Genomic DNA, 23,528 nt, shown 5'->3' with positions numbered 1-23,528 from the left:
CACGCCTGGCAGCGCATATCTCTAAGTGGCTCGGCCCGGCCCGCTTGAGGAGGCTGCAATGCCAGAATCCGCACAGGACAGCGCCCACGACGCGAACAGAACCCCGTCCGGCCCCACTCGGAGAACCACACTGCGGACCGCGGGAGCCGCGGCGTCCGCCGCCCTTCTGCTCCCGCTGGTCTCGGCGACACCCGCCGCCCATGCCGACCAGCCGCGGGCCGACGGTCCTCCTGCCGACGGCGGCGCCCTGCAGCGCGCCTTCGCGGCCGCGGCCGCCGAGTACGGCGTTCCGCTCGGCGTGCTCCTGGGCGTCTCGTATCTCCAGTCACGCTGGGACGGCCACCGCGGCGCGCCCAGCGTCACCGGCGGCTATGGGCCCATGCATCTCACCGACGCCCACACCGCCCTGCTCACCGCCCCGCACCACAGCCAGGGCACCGAGGACGCGCGCGGCGATCTCGCCCGGCCCCTGAGGGTTCCCAAGGCCACCGTTCCCGAGCCCCGGCAGCTGCCCGCCCGGCTGCGCACCCTCGGCCGGGCCGCGGAGCTCACCGGGCTGTCCGCGGCGGCGCTGCGCGGCGATGCGAGCGCCAATGTGCGCGGTGGCGCGGCCCTGCTGGCCGCCACACAGAAGCGGCTGGGGCTGCCGCCGAGCAAGGACCCCGCCGGCTGGTACGCGGCGGTGGCGGCCTACTCCGGCGCCGATGACGCCACGGCCGCGGCCGCCTTCGCCGACGAGGTGTACGAGGTGCTCCGCGGCGGTGCCACACGGACGACCGCCGACGGCGAACGGGTCTCCCTCGACGCGGCGCCCGCTCTCGCCCCGGACACCCGGCAGCTGCGGACGCTCGGTCTGCCGTCCCGTGCCCGGGATCCGCATGTCGAGGCCCCCAAGGATGTGTCCTGCGAGTGGATCCCGGCGCCCTACGAGGAGTTCGGGGACAACGACTACGGCAACCACGACCTGGGCGACCGTCCCGCCTCGCAGTCCATCGACTACATCGTCATCCATGACACCGAGGGCTCCTGGGACACCACCATCAAGCTGGTCCAGGACCCCACCTATGTGTCCTGGCAGTACACCCTGCGCTCCTCCGACGGGCATATCGCCCAGCATGTGCCGCTCAAGGACGTGGCCTGGCACGCGGGCAACTGGTACGTCAACGCCAAGTCCATCGGCCTGGAGCACGAGGGGTTCCTGACCGCTCCGGACGCCTGGTACACGGAGGCGATGTACCGCTCCTCGGCGCGGCTGGTGCGCTATCTCGCCAAGCGGTTCGACATTCCGCTGGACCGCCAGCACATCCTGGGCCATGACAATGTGCCGGGCACCACCACCGCCACCATCGCGGGCATGCACACCGACCCCGGCCCCTACTGGGACTGGGCGCACTACTTCACCCTGCTCGGCGCGCCCTTCCGGCGCACCGCGGGCTCCTCCGGCGGCCTGGTCACCATCCGCCCCGACTACGACACCAACCGGCCCGTCTACACCGGCTGTGAGACGGCGGGCCAGGCGTGTGCCCCGCACGGCTCGGCCGCGGTGCGACTGCACACCGCGCCGCGTGCGGATGCCCCGCTGGTCAAGGACATCGGGCTGCGGCCCGACGGCTCCGACTCGACGACCGGGGTCAATGACACCGGCGCCCGCGCCACCACCGGGCAGCAGTTCGCGGTCGCGGGCCGTGAGGGCGACTGGACGGCGATCTGGTACCTCGGTCAGCGGGCCTGGTTCCAGGACCCCAAGCGGCGGCCGACGGCGGTGAGCGCCAAGGGGCTTGTCGTGACGCCCAAGGCCGGGGCGAAGGAGGTTCCGGTGTACGGCCGCGCCTATCCGGAGGAGGGGGCGTATCCGGAGGGTGTGCCGGTGCAGGCGGTTTCGCCGCTGCCGTACAAGCTGCTCGCCGGGCAGTCCTATCCGCTGGGGCTGAGGACGCGGGGCGAGTATCTGTGGGCGACCACCTTCGATCCGGCCGGTCACAAGGTGGTGCGCGGCCAGGACGTGTACTACCAGATCCAGTTCGGGCACCGGGTGGCGTTCGTCCGGGCCGCCGATGTGACGGTCCGGCGCTCGGGGAAGTGAGCCCGGCGGGCCGTCAGTCCGCCCCGGGAGACTGGTAGACGGGCCATCCGGGGGCCGTGAGCGACCGTGTCGGCTGTGTGCCGTACGGGCGTCTCACGGCCCTCGGCGGCACTCCTCAGCGCTGCTGGAACATCTCCGCGGGCAGCGGCTTGAGCAGCCGGTACAGATCGTCGGTGATCGGCCGGTCCCAGCTGGCGATGGTGACGAGCACACCGTCGCTGCGGTCGAACTGGGCGCAGGAGATCCGGCCCTCGGAGAGCTTGATCCGGCGGACGATGAGGAGGTTGTCCTCATGCATGACCGGGCTGTCCTCGGTGTCCACCACATGGACCGGCTCATCGTTCCCGAGCGCCGCCAGCAGCTGGGTGACCTCGAACGGCGGCTGGCCCTCCGCGACCTCCCGGGCCGGGGATCCCGCGGGCAGATTGCCGATGATCATCGCCGGGCCGCGGCCGCCGAACAGGTCGTAGCGCAGGAAGACGCCCTGGCAGGTGCCGTCCGGAGCGGGCAGCAGCCCCGCCCCGAGGTCGCCGGGCCAGTCTCCCGGGTCCATGGCGAGGACGTCGAAGTCCGGCCCGGTGGGCGTGGCGGCGCTGCGGCGGCGGAGGAAGGACATGCGGACATGGTACGTGGCCGCGTGCCGGTTACCGTGCCGGGGAGCGGGCGGGCCGCACCCCTCATCCGGGGTCCGGCGCCGGGCGCTGGGGAAGGCCGACGGTGGGGGTGATCAGCCGCTTCGCCAGCCCGGCCCGGTCGGTGCCGACCTTACGGTAGACATCGGAGAGCAGCCGGGCGACCTCACGCTCCTCCAGCCCCGTCGCCTCGCCGATCCGGGCGTCCGGCCAGCCCTCGGCGGCCCGCTCGGCGACGGTCTGCTCCTGCGAGGTCAGCGGGCTGGTGTGATCGACCCGCAGTTGCATGGGGCGCAGTCCGGCCGCGGACAGCTCATCGCGGGCCCGGGCGGCGAGGGCGTCGGCCCCGCAGCGCACCGCTCCCTCCAGACCGCGGTAGAGCCGGTCGCCGGCCTCCTGGGGCAGGCCGATGCGGCGCAGCGCGGCGCCGTGGTCGACCAGCGCCACGGCCAGGTCGTAGGCGGCCGGTGACCGCATCAGATGGCTGACGGCCTCGGCCAGCAGCTTGATCCGGTCAGGGCCCTGGGTCACGGTGGCCGCGGTGTGCAGCGCCTTGCCGATCGCGGAGGGGGTGCCGAACTGACGGGCGCGGCGCACCGCGTCGTCGACGACCTCGACGGCCTGCGCGGGATCGGTCAGCGCGAGGGTCTGGGCGAGGTGGAGCTGCCAGGGGCACCAGGCGGGGTTGCGCATCCCGCGCCCGTCCATGCGGCGGCCGACCTCGGTGAGCTGGTGCCGGGCCTCGCGGTGGAGATTGGCGGCCAGCAGCAGCTCACCGCGGACCGCCGGTACGTCGGGGCAGAGCGTGGCCTGCGGAAGGGTCTCGCCGCGGTGCCCGGCCGCGAACTCCTGCGCCTCGCGGACCCGGCCCTGGCAGATCAGCGTTCCGATGAGGGTGCCGACCGCGGTCCAGTGCGCGGGTGTCGAGGAGCCCACCAGATCGGCGATCCGCATCCCCTCCCGGGCCAGCTCCTCCGCCTCGGTGAGCGCGCCGCGGCGCAGACGGGCGTAGCCGAGAAGAGTGAAGCCGAACGCCAGATGGGAGCCGCGCCAGCCCTTGCGCTCGCATTCGGCGATGCCCTTGTTGAACAGTTCCTCGGCGCGCCCGGGCTGGTCGCAGTGGAGGAAGACCAGGGCGACCAGGATCGGCACCTCGAAGCCCCAGTCGTCATCGGTCCAGCTGAGGCCGTCGCCGAGGGCCTCCTCCGCGTAGTGCAGCGCGGTGGCGACCGGCTCTCCGCGCGTCATCGCGTCCCAGGCGCGCAGCCCCAGCAGATAGCGCTCGGCCATGCCGCGGCCGGTGAGGTGGTCCGCGAGCCGGGCGAGCCGCCGGGAGCGGGCGGGCGACTCCTTCTCGTCGGCGCGGAACATGTTCCACATCAGCTGCTCGGTCTGCATCCGCAGCCGGGTGCGGGCGCTGGTGGCCCGCCCGATCTCGGCGGCGACGACCTGGGCGGCCTCCTCCATACGGCCGCTGTGCCCGTATGCCTGGGCGAGCCGGTAGGTGATCGCCTCGCGCAGGTCGGGGCCGAGCGCGGGCTCTTCGAGCGCGGCCCGCAGATGGTTGACGGTGACGTCGGGCTCGGTGAGCTGGGCGGCGCAGCCCAGCTCGTACAGCACGGCGGGGCGCTCCTCCAGGGCGGGTGGTTCGCGCAGCGCCCGGGCCAGACAGCGGCGCCCGGCGTCGGGGGCTCCGGCGCGCAGATACTCCCGGGCGGCGGCCCGCAGATGGTGCACCACCCAGGGGTCGCCCTCGGGGTGCATCTCCAGCAGATGCCGGCCGGCGGCCGCGGAGCCCAGGCCCGCGCCGAGCACCACGTTGGCGGCCTGGCCGTGCATGGCCACCCGCAGGGCGCCGGGGATGGCCTGGTAGACGGCGGTGGCGATGAGCGGGTGGAGGTATTCGAGGGGCCGGGTGCCGTTTCCGGGGCGCGGCGGGGCCAGGATCCGCGCGTCGACGAGCCGCGCCACCACGTCGACGGCCTCGGTCTCGCTGAGCCCGGCGACATTGGCGGTCAGCGCCGGGGTGGCCTCGATGCCGAGGACGGCGACGGCCCAAGCGAGGCGGACGGCGGCGGTGCCGAGGCGGGTCAGCCGGTCGTTGAGCCCGCTGTCCTTGGCCGAGGAGACCAGTTCGCGCAGCGCGGGCAGGTTCTCCGACTGCGGTTTCAGCCGCCGGTCGCGGATCTTGGCGGTGAGCTCGGTGATCTCCCAGGGGTTGCCGCCGGTCATCGCCCAGCACTCGCGGCAGAACGCCTCGTCGGCGTGGTCCCCGAGGACCTCCCGGACGATCCGCCCGACTCCGCTCGGGGTCAGCGGCGCCAGCACATGGGGACGTGATCCCTGGCGCTCGACAAGAGCCCGTATCACGGCGACGTCGGCGGTCAGGCCCTCCGGGCGGTAGCCGACGGCGAGCAGCAGGGGCAGGTCCGCGGTGCGCGAGGCGAACCGGGTCAGCCAGTCCAGCGATTCGGGGTCGGCCCAGTGGACATCGTCGAGGATCATGACGACCGGGGCGTGTTCCACGGCGAAGCGGGTCACCAGCCAGTCGAGGCCGTCGCGGACGCCCTGCGGATCGGGTGCGCCGCCGTTGCCCGAGACCACCAGGCCGACCGCGGGCGCGACGATGTCGTACCAGCCGCCGAGGATCCTGCGGTGCTCGTCCTCGCCGGTCGCCGCGAGCACCGGCTGGAAGAGCTGGCGCACCACATGGAAGGCCGCGCCCTGTTCATGCTCACCGCCACGGGCCCGGAGCACGGTGCAGCCGCGTGCGGCGGCCCTCCGGCGCGCCTCGCCGAGCAGCGCGGTCTTGCCGACGCCGCCGGGGCCCTCGAAGGCGATCACTCCGCCGCCGCGGGTCTCGGCCCGATCGGCGGGATCCGTCCCGCACAGCTCGGTCAGCGCGGCGTCCACCGCGCGCAGCTCCCGATCCCGCTCCAGCAGTGTCCGGCGCGTCCGGTCCTGTTGGCTCATGTCCTCCGCCACGTTCTTCCCCTCCGGCAGGTGACGCCGAGCGTAGCGCGGATGGCACGCTCCGTAGCCCCTCAATGGGGGGATTTCCGCCGGGCATTGCCAGTGGCACACGCCAATTCACTGCCTCCTCTATCGATGCCACGTTCCGCACGCGAGGATGACCGGATTCACCGGGTTGGACAGACGCCGCGCAAGCCTGTGGTATATGCGGCCTCGGCCGCCCGACCAACGAAGGGGGCGGACACGACTCATGCACGCGCACGCTTCGCGACCACAGGCCCGGCAGACGACACTGCTGCGACGGGCGGCCCTGTTCGACTTTCCGGCCTCGGCGGACCTCAGTCCCGGCACCGAGGTGGCCAGGCACCACACCATCCAATGGCTTTCACGGTTCGGCGTCTTCGAGGACCATGAGTCCGTCGCGGAGTACGACGCGCTCCGCTTCGACGTGCTGGCGGGCCTGTTCTACCCCCGGGCGACCGGCGCCGATCTGAACCTGGGCAGTGACCTCGTGGGCTGGTACTTCGTCTTCGACGATCAGTTCGACGGGGAGATGGGCTCCCGTCCGGAGGCCGTGGCGCGGCTGGTGGCGGACGTCATCCGGATCACCGAGGAGGACGCGGCGCACGGCAGGGCACAGGACGGCGAGGGGCCGCTCCTGGAGAGCTTCCGCGACCTGTGGCGCCGGATCAACTCCGGGCGGCCGCAGGTGTGGCGGGACCGTTTCCGCCACCACTGGCTGGAGTACCTGCACTCCTACCACCGGGAGGCCCTGGAGCGGACCGGCGCCCTGCCCGGGGCCGGCAGGGACGCACCGCGCTCGGTGGAGGCCGTGCTGGCGCTGCGGCGTCACTCGATAGGCGTACAGCCCTGTCTCGACCTGAACGAGCCATTCGGCGGCTACACCCTGCCGCCCGCGCTGCACGGCGGCTTCCCGATGGCGCGGATGCGGGAGGCTACGGACGATGTGGTGGTCTTCACCAATGACATCGCTTCCCTGGACAAGGAACTGGCCGTCGGCGACGTCCACAACAGCGTCATCGTCCAGTGGGAGCGCGCGGGTGGTGAACTGGAGGACGCGGTACGCCATATCGCCGACCTCGCCAACGCACGCTACCGCTGGTTCGAGGAGACGGCGGCCAGGCTGCCGGCGCTGCTCACCGAGGCGGGGGCGGACCCGGGCACCCACCGCGCCGTGGGGCGCTATGTGGACGGCATGCGGCATGTAATGACCGGCAATCTGGGCTGGTCGGTGCGGACGGCACGCTACGACGAGCGGGGCACCGAGGCGGTCAGCGGGGGACGGCAGCGGCCCTGGGCCCAGCTGACGGGCGCGGAGGAGCTGATCCGCGCGGGGCGGGGCGCGCCGCTGCCGCCGCCGGGCAGCGGCTCGGGCTCCCGTTAGCCGGCGTGCGGAAGCCGACGCGTTCGGAGCGCTCTCAGCTCATGTGGGGCGCTCAGCTCGCGTGGCGCGGCGCTCAGTTCGCGTGGCGCGGCGCTCAGCTCGCGTGCAGCGCTCAGCTCGTATGGAGCGCTCGGCTCGCGTCGGGCACTCAGCTCGCGTAGAGCTGCTCGATCTGCGCGGCGCACACCTTGTAGACCGCGTCGCGCCGCAGTTTGAGCGAGGGCGTCAACAGCCCGTCCGCCACGGTGAATTCCTTCGGGAGGATACGGAAGGCCCTGATCGACTCCGCTCTGGACACCGAGAGGTTCGCCGTGGAGACCGCCTGCTGGATCTCCGCGTGCAGCGCCTTGTTCGCCGACGCGTGCTCCCGGCCGACGGGAAGCCGCGCGCCGACGACCTGGTGCCAGCGGGCCAGCATCTCGGCGTCCAGGGTGATCAGCGCCCCCACGAAGGGGCGGTTGTCGCCCACCAGGACGCACTGCGAGATCAGCGGATGCGCCCGCAGCCGCTCCTCCAGCGGCAGGGGGGAGACGCTCTTACCGCCGCTGGTGATGATGATGTCCTTCTTACGGCCGGTGATGGTGAGATAGCCCTCGCCGTCGAGGAATCCGACGTCTCCGGTGTGCAGCCAGCCGTCGCGCAGCGCGGCCCCGGTGGCCTTCGGATCGTCCAGATAGCCCTCGAAGACGGTGCCGCCGCGCACCCATACCTCGCCGTCCGGCGCGATGCGCACCGTCGTGCCCGGCATCGGGCGGCCCACCGTGCCGTGCCGGGGACGGCCGGGCGGCTGCGCGGTGATCGCCGCCGTGGTCTCGGTGAGGCCGTAGCCGTTGTAGACGGTGATCCCGGCGCCGGCGAACGTCAGCCCCAGCTCCCGGCTGAACGGTGAGCCACCGGTGACCGCGTAGCGCACCCGGCCGCCGAGGACGGCTCTCAGCCGCCGGTAGACCATCCGGTCGAAGACGGCATGCGTGGCCCTGCGCCCCGGGCCCGGTCCCTTTCCGCCGTCCTGTGACTGCTGCTCGACGGCCGCGGCGTAGCGCACCGCCGTGGCCATGGCCTTCTGGAAGACCACGCCCCGGCCCGCGTCCTGGGCGGCGGTCCGCACGGCTCCCAGGATCTTCTCGAAGATGTAGGGCACCGCGAAGACGCAGGTCGGGCGGAAGCTCTGGAAGGACGGCAGCAGGGCGGACGGAGTGAGTTCGGGTTCATGCCCCATGAGGATGCCGCCCCGCACACAGAGCACTTGGACCATCAGTCCGTAGATATGCGCCAGCGGGAGGAAGGCGAGGATGGCGGGCCGCACCCCGGGCTCGGCGAACAGCCCGCTCCAGCCCGCGAACACGGTGTCGCATTCGGCGGCGAGATTGGCGTGGGTGATCATGCACCCCAGGGGCTGTCCGGTGGTGCCCGAGGTGTAGCAGATGACCGCCGTGCAGCGCGGTTCCACGAGCCAGCGCCGCTCGGTGACCAGTTCCTCGTGGACATCGGCGCCCCGCCGCCACAGCTCCGCCACGCACCCCTGGTCCATCTGCCAGATGGAGCGCAGCCCGGGAAGGGCATCGCAGACGGCTCCGACCGTCATGGCGTGGTCCTCGCCCTCGACCACCACGGCCACGGCCCGCGTCTGGGCCAGGATCCAGCGCACCTGCTCCGCGGAGGACGTGGGGTAGACGGTCACCACCTGGGCGCCGACCGACCACAGGGCATAGCTGAACAGCGTCCACTCGTACCGCGTCCGCGCCATCAGGGCCACCCGGTCCCCGAACCGCACGCCCTCGGCCAGCAGGCCCTTCGCCAGCGCCAGGACCTCGTCCCGGAAGGTCCCGGCGGTCACCGGAGTCCACCGGCCGCGGTCGGTGGCATCCCGCCGGGCGAGCTGGGCCCTGTCCGGTTCGCGGTCCGCCAGTTCGTAGACCGAGTCCGCGAGCCCGCCCGCGCGCAGCGGTTCCACCATGTGAGGGAGACTGAATTCGCGCACGGCACCCCCTGTTTTCGGCCGACTTGCCGCCCCGCGCAACGGGGAAGTGGGAGGGAAAACTACCCGCCATGGCCGGGGCTGCATAGAGCGCTGGACGATTCTGTTCCCGCCCGCGGAGACCTACTGCGACCTGCTGCTGTTACCGTGAGTCACCCTCACGTTTCCACACGGGAAGTGATGGGCTGTGAACCTCCGGTGAACGCATGGGAAGACAGACCTCGGTGCCGTGTCCGGCGACGCGCGGATCCGCCAGGGCGTTCCGCGTCCTGATTCTGGCCGATACCGCACGCACCGCCGTGGGGCCGGGCGCCGCGGGGCCGGGACCACGGCGTGCTCTTCCGAGAGGCGACATGCCAGGGGCGGGCGGGTCCGGCCGGACCCGCCCGCCCCTGATCGGCGGTCCCGGTTCAGGTGAGGTCGAACTCGCCCTCACGCGCGCCCAGGACGAAGGCACGCCACTCGGCCGGGGTGAAGATCAGCGCCGGGCCCTCGGGACGACGGCCGTGGCGCATCACGATGAAGCCCTCGACGAAGGCGATCTCCACATCGCCCACACCCTGGCTACTCGACTGCCACTGGGCGCCCGAGAGATCGAGATCGGGCTTCTCTGCGCTTCCTGCCAGTGGCTGTGCGGTGGTGGTGGTGTCGGCCACGTCAGCTCATCCTCCCGGATCGTCGTCCGCGCCCCACCCTAGCGATCGTGACCGGTGCCGCACAGGCCACGAAAGAAGGACTAAGGAGGAGACTCAATCGGCGGGCGGCGTGTCCGCGACCACCCACATCGAGAAGAACTGCGAGCCCCCGCCATAGGCGTGGCCGAGCGCCTTACGGGCGCCGTCGACCTGGTGTTCGCCCGCCCGCCCGCGCACCTGGAGCGCGGCCTCGGCGAACCGCAGCATGCCGGACGCGCCGATGGGGTTGGTGGACAGCACCCCGCCCGAGGGGTTGACCGGGAGCTCGCCGTCGATCTCGGTCACCCCCGACTCGGTGAGCTTCCAGCCCTCGCCCTCGTCCGCGAAGCCCAGGTTCTCCAGCCACATGGGTTCGTACCAGCTGAAGGGCACATACATCTCCACCACGTCGATCTCCCGGCGCGGATCGGTGATCCCGGCCTGGCGGTAGACGTCGGCCGCGCAGTCCCGGCCCGCCCTCGGCGAGACGCAGTCCTTCCCCGCGAAGAGCGTCGGCTCGCTGCGCATGGCGCCGCCGTGCATCCAGGCGGGCGGGTACGGGGCACGGTCCGCGCCGGCCCGGTCGGTGAGCACCATGGCGCAGGCGCCGTCCGAGGAGGGGCAGGTCTCCGAGTAACGGATGGGGTCCCACAGCATCGGGGACGACCGCACCTTCTCCAGCGTCAGATCGTGCTCATGCAGATGCGCGTAGGGGTTGCGCAGGGCGTTGCGGCGATCCTTGTAGGCCACGAGGGCGCCGATACCGGAGGGCGCGCCGGTGCGCCGCATGTACGCCCGTACGTGCGGGGCGAAGAAGCCGCCCGCCCCGGCCAGCAGCGGCTGCTGGAACGGGATGGGCAGGGACAGCCCCCACATGGCGTTCGACTCCGACTGCTTCTCGAAGGCGAGGGTGAGCACGGTCCGGTGGACACGGGCGGCGACCAGGCCCGAGGCCACCAGCGCGGTGGAGCCGCCGACCGAGCCGGCGGTGTGCACGCGCAGCATCGGCTTGCCGACCGCGCCGAGCGCGTCGGCGAGGTACAGCTCGGGCATCATGACGCCCTCGAAGAAGTCGGGCGCCTTGCCGATGACGACGGCGTCGATGTCCGCCCAGGTCAGCTGGGCGTCCTCCAAGGCCCGTACGGCGGCCTCCCGGACCAGCCCGGCGAGGGAGACGTCCCGGCGTGCGGCGGTGTGCTTGGTCTGGCCGATTCCGACGACGGCCACCGGCTCCTTGGTCACAGGACATCCCCTTCCAGCACCGCCACCAGGTTCTGCTGCAGACACGGGCCCGAGGTGGCATGGGCGAGGGCCCGGTCGGCGGCGCCGCGGTGGATGGCGGCGGCGGCCTCGCCGAGGCGGATCAGCCCGGCGGCCATCATGGGGTTGGCGGCCAGCGCCCCGCCGGACGGATTGACGCGTACGCCCTCCCCCAGCCCCAGCTCACGGCGGAGGATCAGCTCCTGTGAGGTGAACGGCGCATGCAGCTCGGCCAGGTCGACGGGGGCCTCGAAGGCGCCCGCGCGCTCGGCGGCGAGCCGGGTGGACGGGGAGCGGGTGAGGTCCCGTACGCCGAGGCTGTGTGCCTCCGTCCGGTGGTCCATGCCGCGGATCCAGGCCGGGCGGCGGCAGAGCCGGCGCGCCGTGTCCCCGGCGGCGAGCACGACGGCCGCCGCGCCGTCGCCGACCGGCGGGCAGTCGTGGCGGCGCAGCGGCCGCACCAGATACGGCTCGTTCAGGAGGGCCTCGGGCGGCGGTGAACCGGTCACCTGCGCATGCGGGTTGTCCTCGGCCGCGGTCCGGCTGCGCGCGGCGACCGCGGCCAGCGCCCGCTCGTCGGCGCCACTGTCCTCGGCGTCTTCCGCGTCGAGCAGTGCCTGGGCCTGGAGGGCGGCGAGGGAGACCGAGTCCGGCCACAGGGGCGCCACGTAGTACGGGTCGAGCTGACGGGTCAGGACCTCCCGGAGATCGCCGGGTGAGGACTTGCCGTAGGAGTAGACGAGCGCGGTCTCCGCCTCGCCCGTCAGCAGCCTCGTCCATGCCTCGTACAGCGCCCAGGCGCCGTCCATCTCCACATGGGACTCCGAGATCGGCGGCCAGGCGCCGACGCCGTCGAGGGCCATGGTGAAGGAGAAGGCCCGGCCCGCCAGATAGTCGGAGGAGCCGGAGCAGGTGAAGTCGATCTCGCCCGCCCGGAGTCCGACGGCGTCGAGCACCTCATGGAGGACGGGCATCAGCATCTCGACCTCGGAGACCTCCGCGCTGTCCCGCCGGTGGTCGCTCTGGCCGAAGGCGACGATGGCAACCTCTCGCATCTACAACAGCTCCTTGTAGGTGTCGTAGTCGGCGTCGGGTTCGCCGGTGGGCCGGTAGTGGTCGGGGTAGCGGCTGTCCTCGCTCCATACGGGCTCCACGCGCAGCCCCATGCGCACCTGGTCGTAGGGGATGCCGCCGACCCGCCCGTGCAGGGCCAGACCCGCGCCGTCCAGGGCGATATGGGCGTAGACGTACGGCACTTCGATATCGAGGTTGCGGGCCTTGATGTTCACGATGCAGAAGGTGGTGACCGTGCCGCGCGGGCCGACCTCCACCTGCTCGTCGGTGGCGACCCCGCAGGTGGGGCAGGCACCCCGGGGCGGGACGTACACCTTGCGGCAGGACGGACAGCGCTCCCCGCGGGTGGTCCGGTCGGCGAGGGCCTTCAGATAGCGCGACTGGGCGCGGCCGGGTGCGTAGGTGTAGTCGAGGCGGGCGGGGGCCACGATGCCGGTGACGGGGTCGGTGAACTCCCCGCTGTGCGGCACGGCTTCGCCGCCCTCGGCGCCGTCGTACGGCTCGAAGCAGGCGATGTCGGTGATGGCGCCCACGCGCTCCCCGGCCCAGCGGATCCGCACCCGCATACCGGTGCGCACCGCGTCGGGCCCGGGTGCGTCGAGGGCGTGGAGGAGGGCGGTGTCCGCGCCGTCCAGCCGCACCAGCACCCAGGCGAAGGGGGTGTCCAGGGGCTGGCCGCGGCGCGGTGAGGGGTTCCAGGCCCAGGTGGTGACGGTGCCGGTGGGGGCGACCTCGACCAGGTCGGACAGCTCGTCGGCGGTGACCGGGTCGTATTCGACGGGCGGCATCAGCACCCGGCCGTCGGTGGTGCGCACGCCGAGCACGGTGCGTTCGCGCAGTCCGGTGAGGAAGGCGCTCTGCACCGGTCCGAGGGAGCGGGTGAAGGGGAACTCGACGACCAAAGGCGCCTGGAGCACCTCGGGTGAGGGAGCCGGGGTCATGGGGGGTGCGTCTCCTTCCGCGCGGCCGGCGTGGGGCGGCGGCCTGAGGTGTTGGGGGATCACGCCCGGCGGTAGACCGGCGGCCGTTTTTCCGCGAAGGCTTTCGAACCCTCCTTGGCGTCGGCGGTGTCGAAGACCGGCCAGCCGCGTTCGAGTTCGGACTTCAGGCCGTCGGACTCGGTCATCTCGGCGGTCTCGTAGACGGACGCCTTGACCGCCTCGACGGCGAGCGGGCCGTTGGCGTTGATCAGCTCGGCGATCTCCAGGGCCTTCTCCAGCGCCGTGCCGTCCGGGACGACATGGCCGATCAGCCCGATCCGCGCCGCCTCCTCGGCCGGATAGGGGCGCCCCGTCAGCAGCATCTCCAGGGCGTGGGTGCGGGGCAGCTGGCGGGCCAGCCGTACGGTGGAGCCGCCGATGGGGAACAGCCCGCGCCGGACCTCGAAGAGCCCGAAGGTGGCGCCGCGCCCGGCGACCCGGATGTCGGTGCCCTGCAGGATCTCGGTGCCGCCCGCGACACAGGGGCCCTCGACGGCGGCGATCACCGGCTTGCGCGGCCGATGGTGGCGGAGCATTGCCTTCCAGTGCAGATCGGGGTCGGCCGCGAGGCGGTCGCGGACGTGCTGTCCGTCCATCCGGCCGCCGCCCGCGAGCGCCTTGAGGTCCATTCCCGCGCAGAAGGCCCCACCGGCGCCGGTGAGCACCACGGAGCGCACGGCATCGTCCTCGTCGGCCTCGGTCCAGCCGTCGTACAGCCCGACCAGCATCGGCAGCGAGAGCGCGTTCCTGGCCTCGGGCCGGTTCAAGGTGAGTACCAGGGTCGCGCCGACGCGCTCGACGATGAGGTGTTCGGTCCCGCTTGTCACGACGTCCTCCCGTCTCAAGACCTAGAACAGGTTGCAGCAGGGGAAGGCCGACTTCAAGAGAAATCTGATGCTCAGTCAGATTTCTTGTACCGGGGGCCTTCCCACCTCATCCCCGCGCGGCTCTAATGAGCGCCGAGCCGCCGGATCGAGGGGTCAGGAGGAGCCATGGAGTACAACCTTGCCGACCTGTTCGAGTCGATCGTCGACACAGTGCCCGACAGAGAGGCGCTGGTGTACCTGGACCACCCCGGCACCGGAGCCGAGCGGCGGCTCACCTACGCCCAGCTCGACGCGGCCGCCAACCGGCTCGCCCACCATCTGCGGGACAGCGGTATCGCCCCGGGCGAGCATGTCGGACTGCATCTGTGCAACGGCGTCGAGTATCTCCAGACGGCTCTGGCCTGCGTGAAGATCCGGGCGGTGCCGGTGAACGTCAACTACCGCTATGTGGAAGACGAGTTGGTCTACCTCTACCGCGACGCGGACCTGGCCGCGCTGGTCTACGACGCCGAGTTCGGCGAGCGGGTGGCCGCCGCGCTGCCGCACACCGACCGCCTGCGCCATCTGGTGCGGGTCGGCACCGGGGACGGCCCCCGTACGTCCGTGGCGTTCGCCGACGCCGAGGCGTCCGGGTCACCCGAGCGCGGCTTCCCGGCGCGGTCCGCCGACGACCGCTTCATCATCTACACCGGCGGCACCACCGGAATGCCCAAGGGCGTGATGTGGCGGCAGGAGGACCTCTTCTTCTCCGGGCTGGGCGGCGGCGCTCCGACCGGCCGGCCCGTCGGGCGCCCGGAGGAGCTGGCCGAGCGGGTGGCCGCGGGCGGCGAGGGGCTGGTCTTCTTCCCCACGCCGCCGCTGATGCACGGCACCTCCACCCTTACGGCCTTCATCGGGTTCAACTTCGGCCAGAAAGTGGTGCTGCACCGGAAGTTCGTCCCCCAGGATGTGCTGAGGACGGTCGAGAAGGAGAAGGTCACCACCGTCTCGCTGGTCGGCGACGCGATGCTGCGGCCACTGGTGGACGCCCTGACCGGCCCCCTCAAGGGCACCGACCTCTCCTCCCTGCTCAGCGTCAGCAGCTCGGGCGCGATCCTGTCGGAGACCGTACGCGCCCAGTTCGCCGAACTCGCCCCGCACACCCTGCTGCTGAACAACTTCGGCTCCTCGGAGTCCGGGTTCAACGGCACGGCCACCGACGACTCCGGCCCCGAGAAGGGCTTCCGGCTGCACGTCAACGCCCGTACGACGGTGGTGGACCCGGCGACCCTCGCCCCGGTGGCACCCGGCGAGCCCGGCCGGATCGCCCAGCGCGGCCATGTGCCGCTCGGCTACTACAACGACGCGAAGAAGACCGCCGAGACGTTCTTCGAGGCGGACGGGGAGCGCTGGGTGCTGCTCGGCGACATGGCCACCGTCGACGAGCAGGGCGTGATCACCGTCCTCGGGCGCGGTTCGCAGTGCATCAACACCGGCGGTGAGAAGGTCTATCCGGAAGAGGTCGAACAGGCCCTGAAGGCCCATCCGGACGTGTACGACGCGCTGGTGGCGGGCGTCCCCGACCCCCGCTGGGGTCATCGCGTCGCGGCCGTCGTCCAGCCCCGGACACAGGCATCCGGGCTCACCGCCGACGCGGTCCGCGACCACTGCCGGGAGCGGCTCGCGGGCTACAAGACCCCACGTACGGTCGTCTTCACCGACCGCATCCAGCGCTCCCCCAGCGGCAAGGCGGACTACCGCTGGGCGCGAGCGGTCGCGCAAGAGGCGGACCGGGACACCCCGCACGGCGGCTGAACCGTTCCGCGACGCGGTCAGGGCCCGTCCGACGGATGGTGACGCCTGGGAGGGGGCGCCAATCCAGCCCCTCCGGCGTTTGAGGAGCGGGGTCCTGGGGCGGAGCCCCGGCCGGGCCGGGGGTCGGGCCCCGGGTTCGGGGAGGGGCGGGGAGGGGAAAGATCCGCCGGACACCCCGCAAGGCTGACCGAGCGCCCGAACCGCAGCCCTACCGCAGCCTCACGGCGCCGCCCGCTCGCACACCGACGGCAGCGACCGGCCCAGCGCCACACTGTGCAGCGCGTCCAAGTGCCGCCCATGGATCACCGCCGCGGCCCCGGCCGTGAGCCGTCCCACGCAGGAGGGGGCCTCCCGCACGGCCGCCGAATCCGCGATGGCGCGCACGAGTTCGCCGTTGATCCGGTTGATCTCCAGCCGGATCCGCCCGAGGTCGGGGCGTTCGGTGGGCGCTTGTGCGGGGTCGGCGTCCCAGCGCCGGTAGAGGCCGCGCTGGACGACCTTGCTGGCCTCGATCTGGTCGCGGAAGATCCTCGACGTCGCCACGGGGTCGGCGCCCAGCTCCTCGGCCTGCCGCGCCACCGCGTCCAGCACCTCCCGCTCCCGCGCCGGGTCGTCGATCGGGCTGTCCGTGCCCCACTTCGCGGCGGCGACCTCATCGGCCACCAGAACCCGCTGCGCGGACAGCTCGACCAGCGGCCGCAGGGTGCCGTGGACACGGGCCGGACCCGTCGGCGCGGCGAAGGCGGCGGTGGCCCCCGTGGCCAGCACGGCGGTGGCCAGCGCGGCGATCAGCGCATGACGCGGGGACAGATGCGGTCGCATGGGCGGGGGGTTCCTCTCTCGGCGGGACGGGCGGCCCGAGGCGTCGCCCCGGCGGCCCGGGGGCGTCCGACGGGTTCTGGAACGATAGGACGCCGCACCGTCGGCACGCCACGGGGCCGGTCCCCCGGGAAAGCGGGACCGGCCCCGTGGCGCGATGGCCGGATCAGGCGGCACTGGCACTACTTGGCACTACTGGCACTCAACGGGCCGTCCCGCCACAGGCTCACTGCGATTCCGCACCCTCCCAGTACGGCGCCCGCAGCCGCCGCTTGTAGAGCTTGCCGTTGGGGTCCCGCGGCATCTCCGCAATGAAATCCACCGACTTGGGGCATTTGTAGCCCGCCAGCCGGGTGGTGCAATGGGCGAGGATCTCGGCGGCCAGGTCGAGGCCCGGCGCATGCCCCTCGGCGGGTTCCACGACCGCGATGACCTGCTCGCCCCAGTCCTCGTGGGGGATCCCGAAGGCGGCGGCGTCGGCGACGGCCGGGTGGGTGAGCAGCGCGGCCTCGATCTCGGCGGGGTAGATGTTGACCCCGCCCGAGATGATCAGGTCGATCTTGCGGTCGCGGAGGTAGAGATAGCCGTCGTCGTCCAGGAGGCCGAGGTCGCCGACGGTGAAGAAGTCGCCGATGCGGTTCTTCTCGGTCTTGCTCTTGTCCTTGTGGTAGGCGAAGCCCCCGGTGCTCATCTTCATGTAGACGGTGCCGAGTTCACCGGCCGGGAGCCGGGTGCCCTCGTCGTCGAAGATGGCCAGCTCGCTGATGGGCCAGGGGCGGCCGACGGTCCCCGGCTTCTTCAGCCAGTCCTCGGCGGTGGCGAAGGCGCCGCCGCCCTCGCTGGCCGCGTAGTACTCCTCGACACAGCCGCCCCACCACTCGATCATCGCGCGTTTGACATGATCGGGGCAGGGTGCGGCCCCATGGATGGCATGGCGCATCGAGGAGACGTCGTAGGACCGCCTGACCTCGTCGGGGAGGGCGAGCAGCCGGTGGAACTGGGTCGGCACCATATGGGTGTGCGTACAGCGGTAGGTGTCGATGAGGCGCAGCATCTCCTGAGGCGTCCACTTGTCCATGAGCACCAGGGGATGACCGATGTGCAGCGACGAGCTCGCGAACTGCAGTACGGCGGTGTGGTAGAGCGGCGAGCACACCAGATGGACGTGGTCGGGCTCCTCGTAGCGCGGTGTGATGCCGAAGAAGCGCAGAAAGCCGCCGAGGTGGCTCTTCTCGGGGAGCTTTCCGGTCAGCGCACGGCGGATGCCGCGCGGACGGCCCGTGGTGCCGGAGGTGTAGTTCATCACCCAGCCCAGCTCGCGGTCGGCGGGCGGCTCCTCCGGCTGCCCCTCGACGAGTTCGGCGTACGGGCGGAAGCCGTCGATGGCGCCGACCGCGTAACGGTGGGTCGCGGACAGCCCCGCCTCGTCGGCGGCGGCCGACGCCTGCCCGCCGTAGCGCTCATGGGCGATCAGCACCTTGGCGCCGGAGTCGGAGACGATCCAGGCGATCTCGGGACCCACCAGATGGTGGTTGACCGGCACCAGATAGAGCCCGGCCTGCGTGGCGGCGAGGGCGGCGACGAAGAACTCCACCCCGTTGGGCAGGACGACCGCCAGGGCGTCGCCGCGTCGCAGCCCGGCGGCGCGCATCCCGGCGACGAGCCGGTTGCACGCGCTGTGCAGCCGTCCGGCGGTCCACTCCTCACCGTCCGGGGCGATGAGCACGGTGCGGTCGGGCTCGAGCGCGGCCTGGGCCCAGAAGCCGTTGGGTGTAGGGGACATGGCGGTCCGGTCCTCCTTCTGACGGCGATGTCAGGCGGTGTGGGACGAGATCAGACGAGGTGGAGCGGGGGTCAGGCGAGGTCGGGCGGGATCAGGCGAGGTCAGGCGGGCTGTGGCAGGCACGGTCAGGCGGGTTGGGCGGGCGCGGTCAGGCGCGCTTGGCGATGCGGATGACGCGGTCGATGGCGCGCTCGAAGCCCCGGGTCAGATCGTCGAAGACGGCCTGGACCGGGCGGACCTCGTCCATCCGGCCGACGATCTGGCCGACCGGCGTGCCGAGCAGCGGTTCCACCTCGTGCTTCTGGATGCGGGAGACGGCCTCGGCGACCAGCAGCCCCTGGAGCGGCATGGGCAGCGGGTCCGGGCCGTCCGGGTCCTCCCAGGCGTCGGTCCACTCGGTGCGCAGCTGGCGGGCGGGTTTGCCGGTGAGGGCGCGGGAGCGCACGGTGTCCCCGGATCCGGCCGCCAGCAGCTTGCGGATGAGGGCCGCCGAATGCAGTTCGGCCTCCTCGGTGGTGAGCCAGAGGGAGCCGATCCAGACGCCCTGGGCGCCCAGCGCCAGCCCGGCGGCGATCTGCTCACCGCTGCCGATGCCGCCCGCGGCGAGCACGGGCAGCGGGTCCACGGCCCGTACCACCTCGGGGGTGAGCACCATGGAGGCGATCTCGCCGGTGTGGCCGCCCGCCTCGTATCCCTGGGCGACGATGACATCGAGCCCCGCCTCCTTGTGGTGGAGGGCGTGGCGGGCGCTGCCCGCGAGGGCGGCCACGAGGATGCCGTGGTCATGGGCGCGGGCGACGACATCGGCCGGGGGTGAGCCCAGGGCGTTGGCCAGGAGTTTCACGGGGTAGTCGAAGGCGACGTCGAGCTGGCTGCGGGCCACCTCCTCGAGCCAGCCGGTGATCCGCCAGCCGGACGCCTCGCCCTCGGCGAGCCCGGGGACGCCGTGCTTGGCGAGGGTGTCCCGGACGAACGCGCGGTGGCCTTCGGGGATCATCGCCTCGATATCGGCCTCGGTGACCCCCTCCACCTTCTTCGCGGGCATCACGACGTCCACGCCATAGGGCTTGCCGTCGGCGTGCTCCTCCATCCAGTCGAGGTCGCGGGCCAGCTCCTCGCCCGCGCCGTAGCGGACCGCGCCGAGCACACCGAAGCCGCCGGCCCGGCTGATCGCCGCGGCCACGGCGGGGAACGGCGTGAAGCCGAAGACGGCGTGCTCGACACCCAGCCTTGTGCTCAGCTCCGTCTGCATGGTCGGCAGGATGCCGCAGGGCGGCGGACGAAGGAAGAGTTTTTCTGACGCTACGTCAGATTCGATAGAAGAAAAGCGCTCCCCGGGCCGTCGGGAGGACTCTCTGAGGACTTTCGGGCGTCACTTCCCCAACACCGCCATGGCCGCGTTGTGCCCCGGAATTCCGCTCACCCCGCCGCCGCGTACCGCCCCCGCGCCGCACAGCAGCACATTGGCGTGGCGCGTCTCCACGCCCCAGCGGCCGGTGCCCTCCTGGGCGTATGGGAAGGCCAGGTCCCGGTGGAAGATGTTGCCGCCGGGCAGCCGCAGCTCGGCGTCCAGGTCCAGCGGGGTCTTGGCCTCGATGCACGGCCGGCCGTCGGCGTCATGGGCGAGACAGTCGGTGATCGGCTCGGCGAGATGCGCGTCCAGCTCCGCGAGGGTGGCGCGCAGCAGCGCGGTGCGCGCCGCGTCGTTGTCCTCGGTGAACAGCCGGGCGGGGGTGTGCAGTCCGAACAGGGTCAAGGTCTGATAGCCCTCGCGTGCCGGCTCCGGGCCGAGGATCGACGGATCGGTCAGCGAGTGGCAGTAGATCTCCGACGGCGGCCGGTGCGGCAGCTCCCCCGCGGCCGCCTGGCGGTACGCGTCCTCCAGGGCGCCGTACCCCTCGGCGATGTGGAAGGTCCCGGAGAACGCCTCGCGCGGGTCCACCTCGCGGTCGCGCAGCGCGGGCAGCCTGCGCAGCAGCATGTTCACCTTGAGCTGGGCACCTTCCGCGGGCGGGGCGGGCGGCTCCTCGCCCAGCAGCCGGGCCAGCTCGCGCGGCGCGGCCCCGACGAGCACGTACCGGGCGGCCGCGGTGGACTCCCCCGCCTCGCCCTCGTACCGCACCTCGGCCGAGGTGCCGTCGGTGGCGATCGCGGTGACCTCGCGCCCGGTCGCGATCCGCGCGCCCGCCGCGCGGGCTGCGCCGGCCAGGGCATCGGTGAGCGCGCCCATGCCGCCTACGGGGACGTCCCAGTCGCCGGTGCCGCCGCCGATCACGTGGTAGAGGAAGCAGCGGTTCTGCCGCAGCGACGGGTCGTGGGCCCGGGCGAAGGTGCCGATGAGCGCGTCGGTGAGGACCACGCCCCGGATGAGGTCGTCGTCGAACGCCGCCTCGACCGCCTCCCCCAGCGGCCGCTCGAACAGCGCCTGCCACGCCGCGTCGTCCCCGATCCGCGTCCGCAGTTCCTCCCGGGTGGGCAGCGGCTCGGTCAGCGTGGGGAAGACGCGCTCGGCGACGCGTTGGGTCATGCCGTAGAAGCGCTGCCAGGACTCGTACTCCCGCTCCGAGCCGGTCAGCCGCGCGAACGCGGCGCGCGTCCGGGCGGAGGAGCCGGAGTCCACCAGCAGCCCGGTGTGGCGCCCGCCCCGGACCTCGGGGGTGTACGAGGAGACCGCGCGCTTGCGCACCGCGAAGCGCAGTCCGAGGTCGTCGACAATCCGCCGCGGCAACAGGCTGACCAGGTAGGAGTACCGCGAGAGCCGTGCGTCCACGCCGGGGTAGGGCCGTGTGGACACGGCGGCGCCACCGGTGTGGCCGAGGCGTTCGAGCACCAGCACGCTCCGCCCGGCGCGGGCGAGATACGCGGCGGCGACCAGACCGTTGTGACCGCCGCCGACGATGACGACGTCGTACGCATCGCTGTGAGACATGCCCTCTGGTTAGCACGCGCTGATCGCCGGGGCCAGGGCGCCGCGGGTCACCCCCGCCGCGCCCGCCGCCCCGACGCCTGGGCCGTGTCCGCCGCCTAGGCCCTCTCGGGAGTCTCGGGAGTCTCGGCCGTCTCGGGAGTCTCGGCCGTCTCGGCGCGCCGGCCCAGCCGCTCCAGGCAGTGGGCCTCGTCGCCGCGGCTGACGAGGGTGTCGGGATGGCCGGGACCCAGGACGCGGGCGCGGGCGCGGGTCACCCGGCGGTAGCCGTCCAGCGCGTCGGACCAGCGACCGAGCCAGCCCAGGGCGACGGCCACCTCACGGCGGCTGACCAGGGTGTCCGGATGGTCGGGACCCAGGGTGCGCTCGCGGAGGTCGCAGACCTCCCGCGCCTCGGCGAGCCCCTCCTCCCAGCGGCCCAGCCGGCCGAGGCTGACGCCGAGGCCGTGCCGGGCGCGCAGGGTCTCCGGATCGGCCGCGCCGTGGGCGCGGGCGCGGTCCTCGACGAGGGCGCGGTAGACCGCGAGGGCCTCCGCGCCCCGGTCCAGCCGCCCCAGGCCGACGCCGATCTCAAAGCGGGCGGCGAGGGTGTCGGGATGGTCGGGGCCGAGGGTGCGGGCGCGGTCGGCGGCCACCTCGCGGAAGATGTCCAGGGCCTCCCGCCAGCGGTCGAGGCGGCCGAGGGCGTACGCCACCTCGTAGCGGGTGACCAGCGTGTCGGGGTGGTCGGCGCCCAGCACCCGGGCGCGGTCGGCGGCCACCCCCTCCGCCATGCGGTACGCCTCCTCCAGGCGCCCCAGACAGCCCAGATTGAAGGCGAGGTTGTGGCGGCAGCGCAGGGTGTCGGGGTGGTCGGCGCCCATGGTGCGCTCGCGGGCGGCGAGCACGGCCGTGTAGAGGTGCTGGGCCTCGGTGAAGCGGCCGAGGCGGCCCAGGGTGAACGCGGTCTCCTGGCGGGCGGCGAGGGTCTCCGCGTGGTCGGGGCCCAGGACGCGCCCGCGGCCCACCGCGACCCGCTCGTACTCGCGCAGCGCGTCGCCGGGGCGGCCCAGGATCCCGAGGGCGAAAGCGGTCTCGTAGCGGCTGGCGAGGGTGTCGGGGTGGTCGGCGCCCAGCGCGCGCTCGCGCTCGGCGGCCACCGCGCGGTGTATTGCCACGGCCTCCTCCCAGCGGCCCAGCCGCCCCAGGTCCAGCGCGGCGCGGTGCCGGTCGGCGAGCCGCGCCCGGACCCCGGGCGGGGGTGGCGGGGCGGGCTGAGCGGCGTCGCGGCGTCCGGTCCAGGCACCGGTGAGCGCGGCCGTCGCGTCGGGCGGGGTCGCCGACAGCAGTCCCACGCCGCCGGTGTGCGCCTTGGACCCGGTGGTCATGTCCAGGGCCCAGGCCGGAAGTCGGGGAGCCCGTGGTCCGGCGGCCGGAAGCGCGCCGCGCGGCGCGGGGACCGGCGGCGCCGTCGGCCACCGGGACGCGCGGGCCGGGGCGATCCGCCGGGCGAGCTCGGCGGCGTCGTGTGGACGGCCCTCCGGGGTCTTGGCCAGCAGGTCGAGGACGGCGCGCTCGAACCGCTCGGGGAGTTCGGGCCGGTGGCCGCGCGGCGGGACGGGCGGGGTGTGGCGGTGGCCGACGAGGACCGCCCATGCGTCGTCGAGGGCGAACGGCGGCGCGCCCGTGGCCAGTTCGTAGAGCACACAGCCCAGGGAGTACAGATCGCTGCGGTGGTCGACCGGGCCACCCGCGATCTGCTCGGGCGACATGTAGTGCGGGGTGCCCATGGCGACGCCGGTGCCGGTGAGCCGGGAGGTGAAGCCGACGTCATGGCCCAGGCGGGCGATGCCGAAGTCGCAGAGCTTCACAGTGCCGTCGGTGAGCCGCATGATGTTGGCCGGCTTCAGATCGCGGTGCACCACGCCCTGGTCATGGGTGTAGGCGAGGGCCGCGGCGACCTGCTCCGCGATGTCCAGCACCTCGGGGACCGGCAGCGGGCGGCGCTCGTTGTCCTTCAGCAGCTGGCTGAGGTTGCGGCCCTCCAGCAGCTCCATGACCAGGTACAGCGCGCCCTCGTACTCGCCGAAGTCATGTACCACGGTGACCCCGCGGTGCTGCAGCGCGGCGGCCACCCGCGCCTCCCGGCGGAAGCGCTCCCGCACCACACCGGTGAACGAGGGGTCGTGGCGCGACCCCAGCGGTTTGAGGCATTTGACGGCGACGCGCCGGCCGAGCGACTCATCCCGCGCCCGCCACACCTCGCCCATTCCCCCGCGCCCGATCCGGTCCAGCAGCCGGTACCGGCCCTGGATCAGCCTGATGTCCGCCATGCTCCCCC

The 23,528-nt window shown here is 72.8% G+C and carries 16 protein-coding genes; 3 read left to right on the top strand and 13 right to left on the bottom strand.

Going from position 1 to position 23,528, the window contains the following annotated elements; all coding sequences use genetic code 11:
* The first annotated feature begins 58 nt into the window (after positions 1–58).
* Entirely contained in the window at positions 59–2,083 is a 2,025-nt protein-coding gene (locus CGL27_RS44550) for a peptidoglycan recognition family protein (protein ID WP_119993309.1), read from the top strand.
* A 115-nt stretch (positions 2,084–2,198) separates the two neighbouring features.
* Here CGL27_RS44550 and CGL27_RS44545 read toward each other — a convergent pair whose 3' ends face one another.
* Both CGL27_RS44545 and CGL27_RS44540 read right to left on the bottom strand, forming a co-directional pair.
* On the bottom strand, positions 2,199–2,699 hold the full coding sequence (locus tag CGL27_RS44545) for a hypothetical protein (RefSeq protein ID WP_078645820.1): 501 nt from the start codon (positions 2,697–2,699) through the stop codon (positions 2,199–2,201).
* Positions 2,700–2,760: 61 nt separating this feature from the next.
* Positions 2,761–5,688 carry an AAA family ATPase gene (locus tag CGL27_RS44540; RefSeq protein WP_119994857.1) on the bottom strand — a complete coding sequence of 976 codons (2,928 nt, stop codon included), beginning with the start codon at positions 5,686–5,688 and terminating at the stop codon, positions 2,761–2,763.
* 250 nt (positions 5,689–5,938) lie between these two features.
* Between CGL27_RS44540 and CGL27_RS44535 the strand changes: the two genes are divergently transcribed.
* Positions 5,939–7,093 carry an isoafricanol synthase gene (locus CGL27_RS44535; RefSeq protein ID WP_119993307.1) on the top strand — a complete coding sequence of 385 codons (1,155 nt, stop codon included), beginning with the start codon at positions 5,939–5,941 and terminating at the stop codon, positions 7,091–7,093.
* A gap of 148 nt (positions 7,094–7,241) precedes the next feature.
* Here CGL27_RS44535 and CGL27_RS44530 read toward each other — a convergent pair whose 3' ends face one another.
* The 6 genes from CGL27_RS44530 to CGL27_RS44505 form a co-directional block, all read right to left on the bottom strand.
* Positions 7,242–9,074 (bottom strand): AMP-dependent synthetase/ligase, encoded by a 1,833-nt coding sequence (locus CGL27_RS44530; protein ID WP_119993305.1) that lies wholly within the window; start codon positions 9,072–9,074, stop codon positions 7,242–7,244.
* Between the two features lie 407 nt (positions 9,075–9,481).
* Positions 9,482–9,727 (bottom strand): DUF397 domain-containing protein, encoded by a 246-nt coding sequence (locus tag CGL27_RS44525; RefSeq protein WP_078645817.1) that lies wholly within the window; start codon positions 9,725–9,727, stop codon positions 9,482–9,484.
* A 93-nt stretch (positions 9,728–9,820) separates the two neighbouring features.
* Positions 9,821–10,987 carry a thiolase domain-containing protein gene (locus tag CGL27_RS44520; protein ID WP_119993304.1) on the bottom strand — a complete coding sequence of 389 codons (1,167 nt, stop codon included), beginning with the start codon at positions 10,985–10,987 and terminating at the stop codon, positions 9,821–9,823.
* Positions 10,984–12,060, bottom strand: coding sequence for a thiolase domain-containing protein (locus tag CGL27_RS44515; RefSeq protein ID WP_078645813.1), 1,077 nt, complete (start codon positions 12,058–12,060; stop codon positions 10,984–10,986). Before CGL27_RS44515 ends, CGL27_RS44520 begins: the two co-directional genes overlap by 4 nt.
* On the bottom strand, positions 12,061–13,020 hold the full coding sequence (locus tag CGL27_RS44510; protein ID WP_078645811.1) for an OB-fold nucleic acid binding domain-containing protein: 960 nt from the start codon (positions 13,018–13,020) through the stop codon (positions 12,061–12,063).
* A 59-nt stretch (positions 13,021–13,079) separates the two neighbouring features.
* Positions 13,080–13,886 carry a crotonase/enoyl-CoA hydratase family protein gene (locus CGL27_RS44505; protein ID WP_078645809.1) on the bottom strand — a complete coding sequence of 269 codons (807 nt, stop codon included), beginning with the start codon at positions 13,884–13,886 and terminating at the stop codon, positions 13,080–13,082.
* A 165-nt stretch (positions 13,887–14,051) separates the two neighbouring features.
* Between CGL27_RS44505 and CGL27_RS44500 the strand changes: the two genes are divergently transcribed.
* Positions 14,052–15,680: an acyl-CoA synthetase gene (locus CGL27_RS44500; RefSeq protein WP_078645807.1), complete on the top strand. Its 1,629-nt coding sequence runs from the start codon at positions 14,052–14,054 to the stop codon at positions 15,678–15,680.
* A gap of 219 nt (positions 15,681–15,899) precedes the next feature.
* Here CGL27_RS44500 and CGL27_RS44495 read toward each other — a convergent pair whose 3' ends face one another.
* The 5 genes from CGL27_RS44495 to CGL27_RS44475 form a co-directional block, all read right to left on the bottom strand.
* Positions 15,900–16,502 carry a chorismate mutase gene (locus tag CGL27_RS44495; RefSeq protein ID WP_119993302.1) on the bottom strand — a complete coding sequence of 201 codons (603 nt, stop codon included), beginning with the start codon at positions 16,500–16,502 and terminating at the stop codon, positions 15,900–15,902.
* Between the two features lie 223 nt (positions 16,503–16,725).
* Positions 16,726–18,282, bottom strand: a complete 1,557-nt coding sequence (locus CGL27_RS44490; protein ID WP_119993300.1) for an acyl-CoA synthetase — start codon at positions 18,280–18,282, stop codon at positions 16,726–16,728.
* Positions 18,283–18,430: 148 nt separating this feature from the next.
* Positions 18,431–19,534 carry a nitronate monooxygenase family protein gene (locus tag CGL27_RS44485; RefSeq protein WP_119993298.1) on the bottom strand — a complete coding sequence of 368 codons (1,104 nt, stop codon included), beginning with the start codon at positions 19,532–19,534 and terminating at the stop codon, positions 18,431–18,433.
* 120 nt (positions 19,535–19,654) lie between these two features.
* Positions 19,655–21,211, bottom strand: coding sequence for an NAD(P)/FAD-dependent oxidoreductase (locus CGL27_RS44480; protein ID WP_119993296.1), 1,557 nt, complete (start codon positions 21,209–21,211; stop codon positions 19,655–19,657).
* Positions 21,212–21,306: 95 nt separating this feature from the next.
* Positions 21,307–23,520, bottom strand: a complete 2,214-nt coding sequence (locus tag CGL27_RS44475; protein WP_119994856.1) for a serine/threonine-protein kinase — start codon at positions 23,518–23,520, stop codon at positions 21,307–21,309.
* Positions 23,521–23,528: the final 8 nt, after the last annotated feature.

This window comes from Streptomyces sp. 11-1-2 (assembly GCF_003595545.1).
Lineage (GTDB): Bacteria > Actinomycetota > Actinomycetes > Streptomycetales > Streptomycetaceae > Streptomyces > Streptomyces hygroscopicus_B.
The sequence above is the reverse complement of the archived record's forward strand: the minus strand, read 5'-3'. Positions and strand labels throughout refer to the sequence as shown.